General features: G+C 37.9%; 15 protein-coding genes and 1 pseudogene. 6 read left to right on the top strand and 10 right to left on the bottom strand.

Annotated elements, in window-relative coordinates:
• Positions 1-99 precede the first annotated feature (99 nt).
• From addB to ABH955_RS13845, 4 genes and pseudogenes are all read left to right on the top strand, one after another.
• Positions 100-3,615, top strand: coding sequence for a helicase-exonuclease AddAB subunit AddB (gene addB / locus ABH955_RS13860; RefSeq protein ID WP_113937650.1), 3,516 nt, complete (start codon positions 100-102; stop codon positions 3,613-3,615).
• The gene (gene addA / locus ABH955_RS13855; protein ID WP_404491212.1) at positions 3,612-7,337 is read left to right on the top strand and encodes a helicase-exonuclease AddAB subunit AddA; all 3,726 of its coding nucleotides are present in this window, start codon (positions 3,612-3,614) and stop codon (positions 7,335-7,337) included. The genes addB and addA overlap by 4 nt, the downstream gene beginning before the upstream one ends.
• 23 nt (positions 7,338-7,360) lie before the next feature.
• Positions 7,361-7,638: pseudogene (locus ABH955_RS13850) on the top strand (RNA polymerase alpha subunit C-terminal domain-containing protein).
• A 96-nt stretch (positions 7,639-7,734) separates the two neighbouring features.
• Positions 7,735-8,442 carry a DNA alkylation repair protein gene (locus ABH955_RS13845; protein ID WP_404491211.1) on the top strand — a complete coding sequence of 236 codons (708 nt, stop codon included), beginning with the start codon at positions 7,735-7,737 and terminating at the stop codon, positions 8,440-8,442.
• Positions 8,443-8,497: 55 nt separating this feature from the next.
• On the opposite strand, the gene gerPF is transcribed toward ABH955_RS13845, so the two are convergent.
• The 7 genes from gerPF to ABH955_RS13810 form a co-directional block, all read right to left on the bottom strand.
• Complete coding sequence (gerPF, locus tag ABH955_RS13840) at positions 8,498-8,713, bottom strand: spore germination protein GerPF (RefSeq protein ID WP_001141570.1); 216 nt, start codon at positions 8,711-8,713, stop codon at positions 8,498-8,500.
• Between the two features lie 42 nt (positions 8,714-8,755).
• The gene (locus ABH955_RS13835) at positions 8,756-9,142 is read right to left on the bottom strand and encodes a spore germination protein GerPE (protein ID WP_113937653.1); all 387 of its coding nucleotides are present in this window, start codon (positions 9,140-9,142) and stop codon (positions 8,756-8,758) included.
• Positions 9,143-9,156: 14 nt separating this feature from the next.
• Positions 9,157-9,351 (bottom strand): spore germination protein GerPD, encoded by a 195-nt coding sequence (gene gerPD / locus ABH955_RS13830; protein ID WP_001052805.1) that lies wholly within the window; start codon positions 9,349-9,351, stop codon positions 9,157-9,159.
• Between the two features lie 6 nt (positions 9,352-9,357).
• Entirely contained in the window at positions 9,358-9,972 is a 615-nt protein-coding gene (gene gerPC / locus ABH955_RS13825) for a spore germination protein GerPC (protein WP_044437743.1), read from the bottom strand.
• Positions 9,973-10,039: 67 nt separating this feature from the next.
• Entirely contained in the window at positions 10,040-10,246 is a 207-nt protein-coding gene (gerPB, locus tag ABH955_RS13820; protein ID WP_001012505.1) for a spore germination protein GerPB, read from the bottom strand.
• Positions 10,247-10,260: 14 nt separating this feature from the next.
• Positions 10,261-10,482, bottom strand: coding sequence for a spore germination protein GerPA (gerPA, locus tag ABH955_RS13815; RefSeq protein ID WP_001111190.1), 222 nt, complete (start codon positions 10,480-10,482; stop codon positions 10,261-10,263).
• A 96-nt stretch (positions 10,483-10,578) separates the two neighbouring features.
• Complete coding sequence (locus ABH955_RS13810) at positions 10,579-10,758, bottom strand: aspartyl-phosphate phosphatase Spo0E family protein (protein ID WP_002087032.1); 180 nt, start codon at positions 10,756-10,758, stop codon at positions 10,579-10,581.
• A 243-nt stretch (positions 10,759-11,001) separates the two neighbouring features.
• Here ABH955_RS13810 and ABH955_RS13805 point away from each other — a divergent pair, with 243 nt between their 5' ends.
• Positions 11,002-11,904 (top strand): fumarylacetoacetate hydrolase family protein, encoded by a 903-nt coding sequence (locus ABH955_RS13805; RefSeq protein WP_404491210.1) that lies wholly within the window; start codon positions 11,002-11,004, stop codon positions 11,902-11,904.
• A gap of 34 nt (positions 11,905-11,938) precedes the next feature.
• Here ABH955_RS13805 and ABH955_RS13800 read toward each other — a convergent pair whose 3' ends face one another.
• On the bottom strand, positions 11,939-12,223 hold the full coding sequence (locus ABH955_RS13800; protein ID WP_404491209.1) for a hypothetical protein: 285 nt from the start codon (positions 12,221-12,223) through the stop codon (positions 11,939-11,941).
• Positions 12,224-12,329: 106 nt separating this feature from the next.
• Positions 12,330-13,520 (bottom strand): ornithine aminotransferase, encoded by a 1,191-nt coding sequence (rocD, locus tag ABH955_RS13795; RefSeq protein ID WP_000616665.1) that lies wholly within the window; start codon positions 13,518-13,520, stop codon positions 12,330-12,332.
• A 150-nt stretch (positions 13,521-13,670) separates the two neighbouring features.
• Here rocD and ABH955_RS13790 point away from each other — a divergent pair, with 150 nt between their 5' ends.
• Positions 13,671-14,039 (top strand): YisL family protein, encoded by a 369-nt coding sequence (locus ABH955_RS13790; RefSeq protein WP_002011256.1) that lies wholly within the window; start codon positions 13,671-13,673, stop codon positions 14,037-14,039.
• Positions 14,040-14,092: 53 nt separating this feature from the next.
• Here ABH955_RS13790 and ABH955_RS13785 read toward each other — a convergent pair whose 3' ends face one another.
• Positions 14,093-14,647 (bottom strand): DUF2777 domain-containing protein, encoded by a 555-nt coding sequence (locus tag ABH955_RS13785; protein WP_404491208.1) that lies wholly within the window; start codon positions 14,645-14,647, stop codon positions 14,093-14,095.
• Positions 14,648-14,871 lie beyond the last annotated feature (224 nt).

Genomic DNA, 14,871 nt, shown 5'->3' with positions numbered 1-14,871 from the left:
AAGGAAAAGACAAACGAGTATGTTTGTCTTTTTTATCGTCCTATAATACAATTGTGATAGCAAACTAACGTTCGTTATGTAAGTGAAAGGTGGGGTTACATGTCACTTCGATTTGTGATTGGTAGAGCTGGAAGTGGAAAAAGTACACTTTGTTTACACGAAGTGCAAGAAGAGTTAAAACAGCGCCCAAGAGGGAAAACAATATTATATCTTGTGCCAGAACAGATGACATTCCAAACGCAGCAGGCGTTAATTGGGAGTGAAGATGTAAGAGGTTCTATTCGGGCACAAGTTTTTAGTTTTTCGCGATTAGCGTGGAAGGTGCTGCAAGAAGTTGGCGGAGCGAGTCGTCTTCATATTGATGAAGCTGGTGTACATATGTTGCTTCGTAAAATTGTAGAGTCTCGTAAAGATGGACTATCTGTGTTTCAAAAAGCAGCGGAGCAAAACGGTTTCTTTGAACATCTTGGTAGTATGATTGCTGAGTTTAAACGTTACAATGTGACGCCGTCTAACGTATATGAAATGTGGCAACAATTAGACACACATAGCAGTAGTGCAGAGCAAAAGCTACTAGCGAATAAAGTGTATGATTTACAGTTATTATATGATGATTTTGAACGTGCTTTAATCGGAAAGTATTTAGATTCAGAAGACTACTTACAATTATTAATTGAGAAGCTTTCAGACTCTGAGTATGTAAAAGGCGCGGAAATTTATATAGATGGATTCCATTCATTTTCTCCTCAAGAGCTAGAAATCGTTAGAGGGCTAATGAAATTAGGAACAAGAGTAACAATAACATTAACGATAGATGAAAAAACGTTAGCGCAGCCAGTGAATGAACTAGATTTATTTTATGAAACGACGTTAACGTATGAAAAAATAAAACAAGTAGCGCGTGAAGAGAAAATAGAAATTGAAAAAACAATTCCACTTATGGAACAACCGCGTTTTCATTCTCCAGCATTAGCTCATTTAGAAACGCATTATGAAGCGCGTCCGAATGAAAAGTATCACGGTGAAGCGAGTGTGACAATTAGTACAGCAGCTAATTTACGAGCTGAAGTAGAAGGGGTAGCTCGTGAAATTAGAAGACTTGTGGCGGATGAAGACTATCGTTACCGAGATATCGCAGTCCTTCTTCGTAACGGAGAAAGTTATTACGACGTAATGCGAACGTTATTTACGGATTATAATATCCCGCATTTCATCGATGAAAAACGCCCAATGTCACATCATCCGCTAGTAGAATGTATTCGTTCTGCACTCGAGATTATTAGCGGGAATTGGCGTTATGATGCAGTATTTCGCTGCGTGAAAACAGAGCTTTTATATCCATTAGATGTAAGAAAAGAAGCGATGCGCGAAGAGATGGATGAGTTTGAAAACTACTGTTTAGCGTACGGTGTACAAGGGAAGAGATGGACTTCTGAAGATCCGTGGATGTATCGTCGTTATCGTTCTCTTGATGATGCGAGCGAAATGATAACAGACAGTGAGCGTGAAATGGAAGAGAAAATAAATCGACTTCGCGACGTTGTAAGAACGCCAGTTATTCGTATGCAAAAAAGACTGAAGCGTGCTGGAACAGTTATGCAAATGTGCGAAGCGGTATATTTATTTTTAGAGGAGCTTGACGTTCCGAAAAAACTAGAAGAATTACGTGTTCGTGCAGAAGAAAATGGAGATTTCTTATTTGCGACAGACCATGAGCAAGTATGGGAAGAAGTGATGAATCTTCTTGATACGTTCGTTGAGATGCTTGGCGAAGAGAAGATGTCCCTTTCAATGTTTACGGAGGTTATGTCGACAGGTCTTGAGGCACTTCAATTTGCGAACATTCCGCCGTCACTAGATCAAGTGTTAGTTGCTAATATTGATCATTCTAGATTATCAGATATTAAAGCGACGTTCATTATTGGAGTAAATGAAGGAGTGATTCCAGCAGCGCCTATGGATGAAGGTATGCTTTCTGATGAGGAAAGAAATGTTCTCACCGCTGCAGGTATCGAATTAGCACCAACGACGAGACAAACTTTATTAGAAGAACAGTTCGTTATGTATCAAATGGTGACGAGAGCATCTGAGAAGTTATACATTTCCTGTCCACTTGCGGATGAAGAAGGAAAGACGTTACTTGCTTCTAGTTTTATTAAAAAAATAAAAAGAATGTTCCCTGATGTGAAAGAATCGTTTATTACGAATGATGTAAATGACTTATCGCGTTCGGAACAAATCTCATATGTAGCAACGCCAGAAGTAACGTTGTCTTATGTCATGCAGCAACTGCAAACGTGGAAGCGATACGGATTTGAAGGGAATTTAGACTTTTGGTGGGACGTATATAACTTCTACGTTACTTCAGATGAATGGAAGCAAAAAAGTAGCCGTGTGTTATCAAGTTTATTCTACCGAAATCGTGCACAGAAACTAAGTACAGATGTAAGTAGGGATTTATATGGAGATACAATTAAGGGAAGCGTTTCTCGTATGGAACTATTTAATCGCTGTGCGTACGCTCATTTTGCCCAGCACGGTTTATCGCTAAGAGAGCGTGATATTTTCAAACTTGATGCGCCAGATATCGGTGAATTATTCCATGCAGCGCTGAAGAGAATTGCAGACAAGCTATTACGTGAAAATCGGACTTGGGCGGATTTATCAATAAAAGAGTGTGAACACCTTTCTGCTTTAGTAATAGAAGAAATTGCACCGTTATTACAAAGACAAATTTTATTAAGTTCGAACCGTCATTTCTATTTAAAGCAAAAACTACAACAAATCATTTTCCGTACGTCACTTATTCTTCGTGAACATGCGAAGTCGAGTGGATTTGTACCAGTTGATTTAGAAGTACCGTTCGGTATGGGCGGGACTGGATCGCTTCCGCCGATGGAATTTGCGTTGCCAAATGGTGTGAAGATGGAAGTAGTTGGCCGTATTGACCGTGTTGATAAGGCGGAAGATGAGAGTGGTACGTTCCTTCGTATTATTGATTATAAATCAAGTTCGAAAGCGTTAGATTTAACAGAAGTGTATTACGGACTCGCACTTCAAATGTTAACGTATTTAGATGTTGTTACTTCAAATGCACATACGTGGATGAAAAAGGGCAGTACTGCATCACCGGCGGGTGTATTGTATTTCCATATTCATAACCCGATTGTTGAGATGAAAGGCGATGCATCTGAAGAAGAAATTGAGAAAGAAATTTTAAAGAAATTTAAAATGAAAGGTCTCGTACTAGGAGATGCTGACGTTGTGCGTTTAATGGATAATAAACTTTCAACAGGAAGCTCTGATATTATTTCTGCTGGTCTGAAAAAAGATGGTAGTTTTAGTGCGCGTTCTAGCATTGCAAGTGAACAAGAGTTTAACGTACTTCAAAAATATGTACACCACTCGTTTGAAAATATCGGAAAAGACATTACAGAAGGTGTTATCGATATTGCTCCTTACAAAAAGGGGAATAAAGCGGCATGTACGTTCTGTAACTTCAAATCTGTTTGTCAATTTGATGAATCACTTGAAGATAACCAATTCCGTACGTTAAAAGATATGAAAGATAGCGAAGCGATGGAGAAAATTAGAGAGGAGGTTGGCGGAGAATGATAGAAAATTGGCCTCAGAAACCAGAAGGTAGTCAATGGACAGATGACCAGTGGAAAGCGGTTGTAGCGAACGGACGTGATATTTTAGTCGCAGCGGCAGCTGGATCAGGGAAAACAGCGGTATTAGTTGAACGTATTATTAAAAAGATTATAAGTGAGGAAAATCCAGTCGATGTCGACCGCCTGCTCGTTGTAACATTTACGAATGCAGCAGCGCAAGAAATGAAAAATCGAATTGGGGAAGCGTTAGAAAAAGTATTAATTGATGGGCCAGGTTCACAGCATATAAGAAAGCAGCTTAGCTTATTAAATAAAGCTTCCATTTCTACAATTCATTCATTTTGTTTACAAGTTATTAGAGGATATTATTACATGCTTGATGTCGATCCTCGTTTTCGTATTGCGAACCAAACAGAAAATGAGTTATTAAAAGAAGAAGTGCTAGATGACATATTAGAAGAAGAATATGGAATCGAAGATAATAGTATTTTCTTTGAACTAGTTGATCGTTATACGAGTGACCGTAGTGACGATGACTTACAACGAATGATTTTAGCGCTTCATACAGAATCAAGAGCGCATCCAAACCCGGAGAAGTGGCTTGATAAATTAGTAGAAGCATACGACGTTGAAGGAAAGACGATTGAAGATTTAGTGTACGCTTCTTACTTATTAGAGGATGTGAAGTTTCAGCTTGAAACAGCGGAAAAGCATATTCGTAAGGCGACTGAACTCGCAATGCTTCCTGATGGTCCAGCGCCTCGCGTTGAAACTTTACAAGCGGATTTAGCTTTACTTGGAACGTTATCCTCAGCAGCGCGTGGATCGTGGACAAGCGTTTATGAAGCGATGCAAAATGTATCGTGGCAAACGTTAAAGCGTATTAAAAAAAGTGATTACAACGAAGATGTTGTAAAACAAGTAGATTCTCTTCGGAATAAAGCGAAAGATGAAGTGAAGAAATTACAAGAAGAGCTATTTAGCCGCAGACCCGAAAGTTTCTTACGAGATTTTCAAGATATGCATCCTGTATTAGAAAAACTCGTGAAGCTTGTAAAAGTATTTACAGAGCGTTTCCAAGCGATTAAGCGAGATAAAGGAATGGTCGATTTCACAGATTTAGAGCATTTCTGTTTGCAAATTTTAAGCGAGCAAAGTGAAGACGGTGAAATGAAGCCGTCAGCAGTAGCACTTCAATATCGTAATAAATTTGCTGAAGTACTAGTTGATGAATATCAAGATACGAACTTCGTACAGGAATCAATTATTAAATTCGTAACGAAAGATTCTGAGAGTGAAGGAAACTTGTTCATGGTTGGTGACGTAAAACAGTCAATCTATCGTTTCCGACTAGCAGAGCCTGGTTTATTCTTAGGAAAATATAAACGTTTCACACAAGAAGGATCGGGCGGCGGAATGAAGATTGACTTAGCGAAAAACTTCCGTAGCCGTCATGAAGTGCTAGCAGGTACGAACTTTATTTTCAAACAAATTATGGGCGAAGAAGTCGGCGAAATCGATTATGATGCTGACGCTGAATTAAAGCTAGGTGCTAGCTATCCAGAAGGTGAAGATGTAGCGGCAGAGCTATTATGTATTCAGCAAACTGAGGAAGAAGTGCAAGACGGTGAAGAAGGTGCCGAAGTAGAAAAAGCGCAGCTTGAAGCTCGTCTTATGGCGCAGCGTATTAAAGCAATGGTCGATTCAGGATATGAAGTGTATGATCGTAAAACCGATAGTATGCGCCCAGTGCAATATCGTGATTTCGTTATTTTACTTCGCTCCATGCCATGGGCGCCGCAAATTATGGAAGAGTTAAAACTACAAGGAATTCCGGTATATGCTGACCTTGCGACTGGTTACTTTGAAGCGACAGAAGTAAATATTATGATGAACGTATTCCGCGTCATTGATAACCCGATGCAAGATATTCCGCTTGCAGCTGTACTTCGTTCACCGATCGTTGGACTAAATGACGAAGAACTTGCGACGCTTCGTGCTCATGGAAAGAAAGGCTCGTTTTATGAAGTGATGAGCTTATTCTTAAAGGGAGCGCCGCTTGAAGAAGAACAAGAACTGCATGATAAATTAGAGTGGTTTTATAACTTACTGCAAGGGTGGCGTGAATTTGCGCGTCAACAATCTCTTTCTGATTTAATTTGGAAAGTGTACGGTGAGACAGGCTATTACGACTTTGTCGGCGGTTTACCAGCCGGAAAGCAAAGGCAGGCAAACCTGCGTGTACTATATGACCGTGCAAGACAATATGAAGCAACATCGTTTAGAGGATTATTCCGCTTCTTACGTTTTATTGAGCGTATTTTAGAACGCGGAGATGATATGGGAACGGCGAGAGCTCTTGGAGAACAAGAAGATGTTGTTCGCATTATGACGATTCATAAAAGTAAAGGGCTAGAGTTCCCAGTCGTATTTGTAGCTGGACTTGGTCGCCGTTTTAATACACAAGATTTAATGAAGCGTTTCTTACTTCATAAAGATTTCGGTTTCGGTTCACAATTTATCGATCCTCGTAAACGAATTAAATATACGACATTATCGCAACTAGCAATTAAGCGTAAAATGAAAATGGAATTAATCGCGGAAGAAATGCGCGTGTTATACGTAGCGTTAACGCGTGCGAAAGAGAAGTTAATTTTAATTGGAACGGTTAAAGATGCCAATAAAGAAATGGAAAAATGGCTCGATGCAAGGGAGCATAGTGAATGGTTATTACCAGACCATATACGTGCCGGAGCGTCTTGCTACTTAGACTGGATTGCACCTTCATTATATAGACACCGTGATAGTGAAATGCTTCTTGAATTAGGACAAGGAAATATTCCAGGCGAAATTTATGAATATAGTGCTAGCTGGAAAGTAGAAGTTGTTGAAGGAAAAGATTTACTTGCACCAGAACCAGTTCAAGAAGAGAAACAAGAGTTATTAGAAGCGCTTCGTGATAAAAAAGCTGTTCCGTTAGAAAGTGAACGGAAAGAAGAAGTGTACGACAGATTGATGTGGGAATACGGGTATGCGGACGCGACATCTCACCGTGCGAAGCAGTCTGTTACAGAAATAAAGAGAAATTATCAATCTGAAGAAGGTAGCGATAACGCCTTTATTAAAAAACTTCGTGCACCAATTAAAACACGTCCGCGCTTTATGGAGAAAAAAGGGCTAACATACGCAGAGCGAGGGACAGCAGTCCATGCCGTTATGCAGCATGTAGATTTGAAGAAACCAATTACGATTGAAGTTCTTCAAGAACAAATTGCAAGAATGGTAAATAAAGAACTATTAACATTTGAACAAGCTGAAGAAATAGCGATTGAAAAGGTAATTTCATTCTTTGACAGTGACTTAGGTAAAAGGGTATTAGCAGCAAAAAGTGTTGAGCGCGAAGTACCATTTACGATGATGCTTTCAGCAGAAGAAGCGTATCAAGATTGGCAAGGGAAGAAAGGCGAATCAATACTTGTCCAAGGGGTTATCGACTGCATGATCGAAGAGGAAGACGGAATTACTTTAATCGACTTTAAAACAGATACGATTGAAGGAAAGTTCCCAGGCGGATTTGATCAAGCGAAACCAATTTTAGAAGACCGATACAAAGTACAGCTTTCACTATATGCAAAAGCACTCGAGAAAAGCTTAAAACATCCTGTGAAAGAGAAATGTTTATATTTCTTTGATGGAAATCATGTTGTAAATATTGAGGAATAGAGCTTAGAAAGGGGTTATGGATTATGGCGACGTTAAGAACTTGTGATCAAGGACACGAGTACTACAAAGTAGCGATTGTCCAACTTGCCCAACCTGTGAGAAAGAGAGAAAGCCAAAAGAAGGCTTTCTTTCTCTTCTTTCAGCACCAGCAAGGCGAGCGTTAGAGCACCATGGAATTCATACTCTAGAAGAACTTTCAAAGTATAGTGAAAAAGAAATTTTGAAACTGCACGGTATAGGGCCAGCATCTTTACCTAAATTAAGAGCGGATTTAGAAGATAAGGGATTATCATTTCAATAAAGAAAAACTAATCATTAGTGAGGAGTAGCATCTTAAACTAATGATTAGTTTATATAATCGAATTGATTATAATATTAAGGAAGGAAGTGCAACACTATGGATTTTGAAACAGTAATGCAAGAGCTTGAAACTCTCGGCAAGGAACGAACTAAAAAAATATACATATCCAATGGTGCAAAGGATCCACTTTTTGGCGTAGCTACAGGTGCTATGAAACCAATCGCAAAGAAAATAAAAATAAATCAAAGTTTAGCTGAAGAGCTGTATGCCACAGGTAACTACGATGCAATGTACTTTGCAGGCATTATTGCAGACCCAAAAATTATGAATGAATCGGATTTTGATCGTTGGATGGATGGGGCGTACTTTTATATGCTGTCCGATTATGTGGTGGCAGTAACTTTATCAGAATCAGATTTTGCACAAGACGTTGCTGATAAATGGATTGCAAGTGGTGACGAACTAAGAATGTCCGCGGGCTGGAGTTGCTACTGCTGGCTTTTAGGGAATCGAAAAGACAATGAATTTTCCGAAAGTAAGATTACCAGTATGCTAGAAGTTGTGAAAAATACAATTCACGATGCGCCAGAACGAACGAAATCCGCTATGAATAATTTTCTAAACACTGTGGGGATTTCATATGTGCCGCTACATGAAAAGGCAGTTGAAACTGCAAAGGAAGTAGGCATAGTGGAGCTAAAACGGGACAACAAAAAAAGCAGTTTTCTAAATGCTTACGAAAGTATTCATAAAGAACTTGATAGAGGAAGACTCGGATTCAAACGTAAATATGTAAGATGTTAAAATTAAAAGAAACAGCCCTAGCTCTACACAAAATAGAGCTAGGGCTGTTTCTTTTTTACGCTGTTCCAATTTGATCTTGGTCTGCTACATCAGAATCAAATGTATTCGTTGCGCTAACACCGCTAAAGGTGTTGACGACAAATCCGACATTGGAAGCCCCAGATCCGTTATAAGCTTTCGTATTTTCTTTTGGAGACACGTTATAAAAATCTCCTAAGTTGAAAGAGCCGTTACTGTTTTGAACGACAAGATTTCCTACAACCGAAGGCATACCATCCACCTACTTTACTAAGCTTTTTAATTACTATATGAATTATTTAGAGGAAGGTTCATCAGTAATAAATTGGCGGATTTGTAGCGTGCGAGAATTATTAAAAACATAGTCAACATTGCCGATTTGGAAGCACGCGGAATTTAAAAGCGTTCGCAAGTGAACATCATTTACTTCAATAAAAGGGCACTCATTTACAATATTCATTTTTACATCTGTTGTTCGCTTTGGAATTGTAATGTACTCATCTGTAAAGATTTCAAACGCATCAAAACGACCTTCACCTTTTATATAACAAGGGATTTCTCGATGAACGATAAGTGCTCTATTTTTTAATTCTATTTGATTAGAATCCCCGGCCTGGAAGACGGCTGAAACCCCCATAGAAATGATAGAAACATTTTGTACAATTGAAGTATGACGGAGCATAATTTTTCCTCTCCTCAACCTGGAGTCGGAGGGACATCTGTTACTAATGGTACAAATGGTCCCTCTGTAACAGATTCGAATGGCGTATCAAGAATAGAAGAAAGGATGAGAAGGTTTGCATCTCCAATTAAAAATAATGCGGAAGAAGAAACCCCGTTCATTTTAATCTGGCCTACTTTTAACTCGCGGTTTACAACATTTAAATTCATACATACTCACTCCTTTCGGAAATTGCCCGGTATGTGTTGAATAAAGGAAAGGAACGCCTTGTCAATATCTTGTTTCATCGCTTGAATAATGATGTCTCGTAAATAATCGGGATCTGTGGAAATACCCTCATACGATTGAACTTGTGATAAATAATATGGAAGTCTATGTTCCATCTGTTTTTTTATGTCATCCACCATCATTTGTCGATACATCTCATCAAGCGGCGTTCTCTCTTCTTGTTCAAAATGGAGAATTCGACTATATGCTTCTTCATCTAAATAGCGATGCATTTCTTGGAGGATACCTTGATAAAAGTCTGGATTTGTTTCTGTTTCAGGATTTACTTTTAATGTTTCTGTATCCACTTGAAAATCTTCAATTTGTTGCCCTTTTGATGAAAATGGATTCAAGCCAATATTTAAAGTGCCGTTTAAATTTTCTACTTTTAATTGATCGAATTTATATTCCACTTTTCCTATAGAAGAGGAGGGACGACTTTTTAACTCATTAAGCTCTTCTTGTAGTAGGCGAACTTGCTCTTCAAGGTTTAGAATAGTTTGCTGCTGTATTTGGAGAGCTTGTTGAAGTTGGTGTAGGTAAGTATATATATCTTGATTCATTTGTGAAACCTCCTTTTCAATAGGGAGGGGAAATATATTCCTGCTATATATTTATGACAAGGATACCTTAAGAAGAACTAGTTGATGGTTTGATGGAAATAATTTGTCCTTTCGCATGTAAAGGGCGAAGCGGTTCTGTAAATCCGCCAGAATTTGAGAATTTAGAAAGAGCCTTAATACTACCTGCAGTTCCAATTTGAAAAACGGAAGAGGTCGTAATGCTATCGATTTTAATGCTGTTAATGATGATACTTTGGTTCACATAAAAATTCAATGCAATCGCCCCCTTTAGTTCGAACCAATTATTGCTTGATCAATTACATCTGAATCATTGACGGTCGTTGAGCTTTGATAATTGTAGACAGAGACGTTATCCCCAACATTAAATGAACCGGCTCCGGCAAAAGCGCGTGAATAACTAATAGGTCTAATCGCAAATACATCTCCAATATGAAAAATACCACTTGATCCAATGTTAACGATACGAATATGTCCGACCATAGCTGGCATACAAAACACCTTTCGTTTTTAAAATTTTCTTTTCTACTATTGTATGGGCGTTTTCAATAAAATGTGTATTTTTTCGAAATAAAAGAAACACATACGTTATTGCGTATGTGTTTCGAACATTTGAGTATGTGTGCAATCTGTATGTATAGGCCAAACAACATTTAAGAGCCTGTCCAATTCCTGGCTACAATCTACTGTTTTTTGAGAAGTCATTCCGTAGCGTTCAGCAAAATAGATCATTTTTTCGCGTTTTTTTTCGATAGCTTGCTCAAACATTGAAATCGGCTCCATCTCTCAATAAATTTTATGTATATATGTAGTACATATTATACAAAAATCCCATAAAAAAGAAACATCTTCGCTAAAAAAAGTATAATTTCTACATTTTATGTCAAATAACGGATGAGGAACAAATGTAAGAATGGTTGAATATTGTAAAAATTAGCGTGTGTAAGAAGGTTTTTTTCTTAAGGATGCGAATACAATTATAGGGTATGAGTTTTAGGATGGAGAGTGGAAATGTTGCGTTTTGTAACGGCGAAGAAAGAAGAAAAAGTATTTGTAGGTATTGTGGATGAAGAGGAAGAAAAGGTATTACATTTAAGAGAAGCGCAAAGACAAAAAGGGGAAAAGGTTACTATCCCAATTACCATGTTAGAGTGTATTGAAAGAGGAAGCGAATGTCTTGAGAAAGTGTACGATATTGTAAATTGGGCGAAGGAAAATGCGGGATCGGCGTATTATCCGTTAGCAGAGGTGAAAATATTAGCACCGATTCCAAGGCCGAGAAAAAATATTCTTTGTGTTGGAAAGAACTATCGTGAGCATGCGGTAGAAATGGGCGGAATAGAGTCTATCCCTGAAAATATAATGATTTTTACAAAGGCGCCAACAACAGTTATCGGAATTGATGAGCAAATTAATGGTCACCCTCACGCGACGAATGAACTTGATTACGAAGGTGAACTAGCAATCGTTATCGGTAAGCGAGGGAAACAAATAAAAATAGAAAAAGCTCTTGATCATGTTTTTGGATATACAGTTATAAATGATGTAACTGCTCGGGATATTCAAAGGAAACATAAACAATTTTTCCTAGGGAAAAGTTTCGATACATTTTGTCCGATGGGACCGTATTTAATTCATAAATCGATGGTTAGAACGCCGAATGCATTACACATTGAAACAGTGGTAAATGGAGAAGTAAGGCAAACTTCAAATACGAGAGAAATGATTTTTTCAGTAGAAGAAATTATTTCAACTATAAGTAAAGGCATGACATTAGAGCCAGGAGATATCATTGCAACAGGGACACCAGCTGGTGTTGGTAAAGGTTTTACACCGCCGAAGTTTTTACATGCTGGTGATGAAGTTGTTATTACAGTAGAAGGAATTGGTACGTTAAGAAATATAGTGAAATGAAAAAAGAGCTATCTTGTGAAAAGATAGCTCTTTTCTATGGGCGTGGATTAATGGAGTAATCTATGATGGCGAAAATATACAATCCGATTAATGCTAAAGTACAAATTCCAATTAGCATAACTGCAAGTGCGCTTCTCTCACGGCCAAAACCGATAATTGTAAGGAAAACAGCAGCCCAAAATGATGTTTTGAGTAGTGTGAATGTATTAGGAGTTGAATAATGACTGAGTAAAGTTGTAGATAATATGAAGCCGATGAATGTCATAGAAATAAAAATTGTAGCTAAATTGTTAATGTGTTTACCGTATTTCAATAGCATACAGTTACCCCCTTTTTAACGAAAAACAGAATATTCAATTTTATTTTACGATAAACTACTAAAAAAAGAAAGAGGTTGTCCTATATTTAGGACAACCTCACTATAATTAAGATAGTACAGCTTTAATTTTTTGGAACGCCCACTCTAAATCTTCTTCAGAGATTACTAGAGGTGGTGCAATACGAATTACGTTTTCGTGTGTTTCTTTACATAATAGACCAGCTGCTTTTAGTTGTTCACAGTAAGGACGAGCTGGCTCGTTTAATTCGATACCGATGAATAAACCTTTACCGCGAATGTCAGTAATCATTGGGTTATCAATTTCTTTTAATTGCCCAACTAGTTTTTCTCCTAATTGAAGAGAACGCTCTGTTAATTTTTCTTCTTCTAATACTTCAAGAGCTGCAATAGAAACAGCACATGCAAGTGGGTTACCACCGAATGTAGAACCGTGAGAACCTGGCTCGAATACACCTAAAATGTCGCTGTTTGCTGCAACACAAGAGATTGGGAATACGCCGCCGCCAAGTGCTTTACCAAGTATGTACATGTCAGGAGTTACATTGTCCCAGTCGCAAGCAAATACTTTACCCGTACGGCCTAAGCCTGTTTGGATTTCATCTGCTACGAATAAAACGTTTTCTTTTTTACATACTTCAAAAGCTTCTTGTAAGAAACCAGCTGGTGGAATGTTAATTCCTGCTTCACCTTGGATTGGCTCTAAAATGAATGCAGCTGTATTTGGTGTAATCGCAGCTTTTAACGCTTCTAAATCACCGTAAGGAATTACAATAATGCCAGGAAGCATTGGACCGAAGCCGCGCTTGTACTCTTCGTTTGATGACATAGAAACAGCACCCATTGTACGTCCGTGGAAGTTATCTTCACAAACGATGATTTCTGCACGGTTTGCCTCTACCTTTTTCACATCATAAGCCCAGCGACGAGCTGTTTTAATTGCAGTTTCAACAGCCTCTGCACCTGTATTCATAGGAAGTACCATATTTTTATTTGTTAGTTTCGCAACTTTTTCGTACCAAGGACCTAATTGATCGCTATGGAAAGCACGAGAAGTTAACGTCACTCGATTAGCTTGGTCAATTAAAGCGTTAATGATTTTTGGATGACGATGACCTTGGTTTACTGCAGAATATGCACTTAATAAGTCCATATAGCGGTTTCCTTCAGGATCTTCTACCCAAACGCCTTCTGCTTTAGAAATAACGATTGGAAGTGGATGGTAGTTATTTGCCCCGTATGTGTCTGTAAGTTCGATAATATCCTTAGTTTGAATCATGATTGTTCCCCCTTTTGTTATTACAAGAAGTTTGTAAATACTCTAAATATTATAGCATTTAAATATAAAAAAGCGAAACATTTCCTGAAAATATATGAACATGTTATCATATAGAGTGAAAAAGTGTGAAAAAGAGGAGGCAGGGATACGATGGTACATATGCATATTACAGCATGGGCGTTAGGATTAATTTTATTCTTCGTTGCGTATTCACTTTATTCAGCAGGAAGAAAAGGTAAAGGTGTACATATGGGGCTTCGCCTTATGTATATCATCATTATTGTGACAGGTTTCATGTTGTACATGAGTATTGTGAAGACGGCAACAGGTAGCATGCACATGTGGTACGGCATGAAAATGCTAGCTGGTATATTAGTAATCGCTGGAATGGAAATGGTTCTTGTGAAAATGAGCAAAAACAAACCAACAGGGGCGGTTTGGGGCTTATTTATTGTCGCGCTAGTAGCGGTATTATACTTAGGACTAAAATTACCGCTTGGCTGGTACGTATTCAAATAAAAATAAAACCACCTTATGATCTCAAATATTTGGGAGATAAGGTGGTTTTTATTTTATGTCGCATCAATATGCAACTCTTCTCCGTTTACTTTCGTAAATCGCAAAATATTTTTATTAGAGGAAGAGTGGCGTACAAAATGATGCTGCAATGTACAAATCATTTCGTCGTTATCGAATAAAAGAATATTTACTCCTTCACCTGCTTCCTCTTTTGGCAAGAAGGATAAATAATTATGACAATACATGCAATCATATAAAGAGTAATTAAGTGATTGCAATGATTCGGTTAATAATGTAAAGACAGAGTCAGGTAATTCCTCAAGCCATTCATTATAGCTAAGAAGTAATTTTTTTCGAATTCGTATCATTTCCCCGTTTTGGAGAGAATGTTGTTCATTTGCAATTTGTAATATGTCTTGTTCATAAAAACGAGCTGGTAGCCAATTGTTGTTATATAAAATTTCAAAACCATCTTCAGCAATATCTTCTAATAGAAAAGCCTCATCATTTTCATCATCAAAGAATACCCATTCTTTGTTTATATATTCTACATTACCGACTGTATGAGCGCGCGGTTGGTTATACAAAATATGTTTGCGTTGTATCATAGTTCATTTCTCCTTTTATAGAAATAGTTATTCTTGTTATGGACAGTTCGTACGTTCTTTATAACTAGACACACCTAAAGATAGATGGGCATACAATAAAACACGCTTTACACTGTGAAACTGCTATTCCATATATGGATAGTTAGTTATCGTCAAGTTTGTTGTTTTTATGTATCCGCACTCATAGGGTGGGGATTACTGCACGTTCAGAAACAGATATTAGA

Origin of the sequence: Bacillus sp. RC240, assembly GCF_044907945.1 — a bacterium.
Lineage (GTDB): Bacteria > Bacillota > Bacilli > Bacillales > Bacillaceae_G > Bacillus_A > Bacillus_A mycoides.
The sequence above is the reverse complement of the archived record's forward strand: the minus strand, read 5'-3'. Positions and strand labels throughout refer to the sequence as shown.

Excerpts from the sequence above, each read along its gene's own strand:
- addB (WP_113937650.1), top strand. The coding sequence starts at position 100 with ATGTCACTTCGATTTGTGATTGGTAGAGCTGGAAGTGGAAAAAGTACA.
- addA (WP_404491212.1), top strand. The coding sequence starts at position 3,612 with ATGATAGAAAATTGGCCTCAGAAACCAGAAGGTAGTCAATGGACAGAT.
- ABH955_RS13845 (WP_404491211.1), top strand. The coding sequence starts at position 7,735 with ATGGATTTTGAAACAGTAATGCAAGAGCTTGAAACTCTCGGCAAGGAA.
- gerPF (WP_001141570.1), bottom strand. The coding sequence starts at position 8,713 with ATGCCTTCGGTTGTAGGAAATCTTGTCGTTCAAAACAGTAACGGCTCT.
- ABH955_RS13835 (WP_113937653.1), bottom strand. The coding sequence starts at position 9,142 with ATGCTCCGTCATACTTCAATTGTACAAAATGTTTCTATCATTTCTATG.
- gerPD (WP_001052805.1), bottom strand. The coding sequence starts at position 9,351 with ATGAATTTAAATGTTGTAAACCGCGAGTTAAAAGTAGGCCAGATTAAA.
- gerPC (WP_044437743.1), bottom strand. The coding sequence starts at position 9,972 with ATGAATCAAGATATATATACTTACCTACACCAACTTCAACAAGCTCTC.
- gerPA (WP_001111190.1), bottom strand. The coding sequence starts at position 10,482 with ATGCCAGCTATGGTCGGACATATTCGTATCGTTAACATTGGATCAAGT.
- ABH955_RS13810 (WP_002087032.1), bottom strand. The coding sequence starts at position 10,758 with ATGTTTGAGCAAGCTATCGAAAAAAAACGCGAAAAAATGATCTATTTT.
- ABH955_RS13805 (WP_404491210.1), top strand. The coding sequence starts at position 11,002 with ATGTTGCGTTTTGTAACGGCGAAGAAAGAAGAAAAAGTATTTGTAGGT.
- ABH955_RS13800 (WP_404491209.1), bottom strand. The coding sequence starts at position 12,223 with ATGCTATTGAAATACGGTAAACACATTAACAATTTAGCTACAATTTTT.
- rocD (WP_000616665.1), bottom strand. The coding sequence starts at position 13,520 with ATGATTCAAACTAAGGATATTATCGAACTTACAGACACATACGGGGCA.
- ABH955_RS13790 (WP_002011256.1), top strand. The coding sequence starts at position 13,671 with ATGGTACATATGCATATTACAGCATGGGCGTTAGGATTAATTTTATTC.
- ABH955_RS13785 (WP_404491208.1), bottom strand. The coding sequence starts at position 14,647 with ATGATACAACGCAAACATATTTTGTATAACCAACCGCGCGCTCATACA.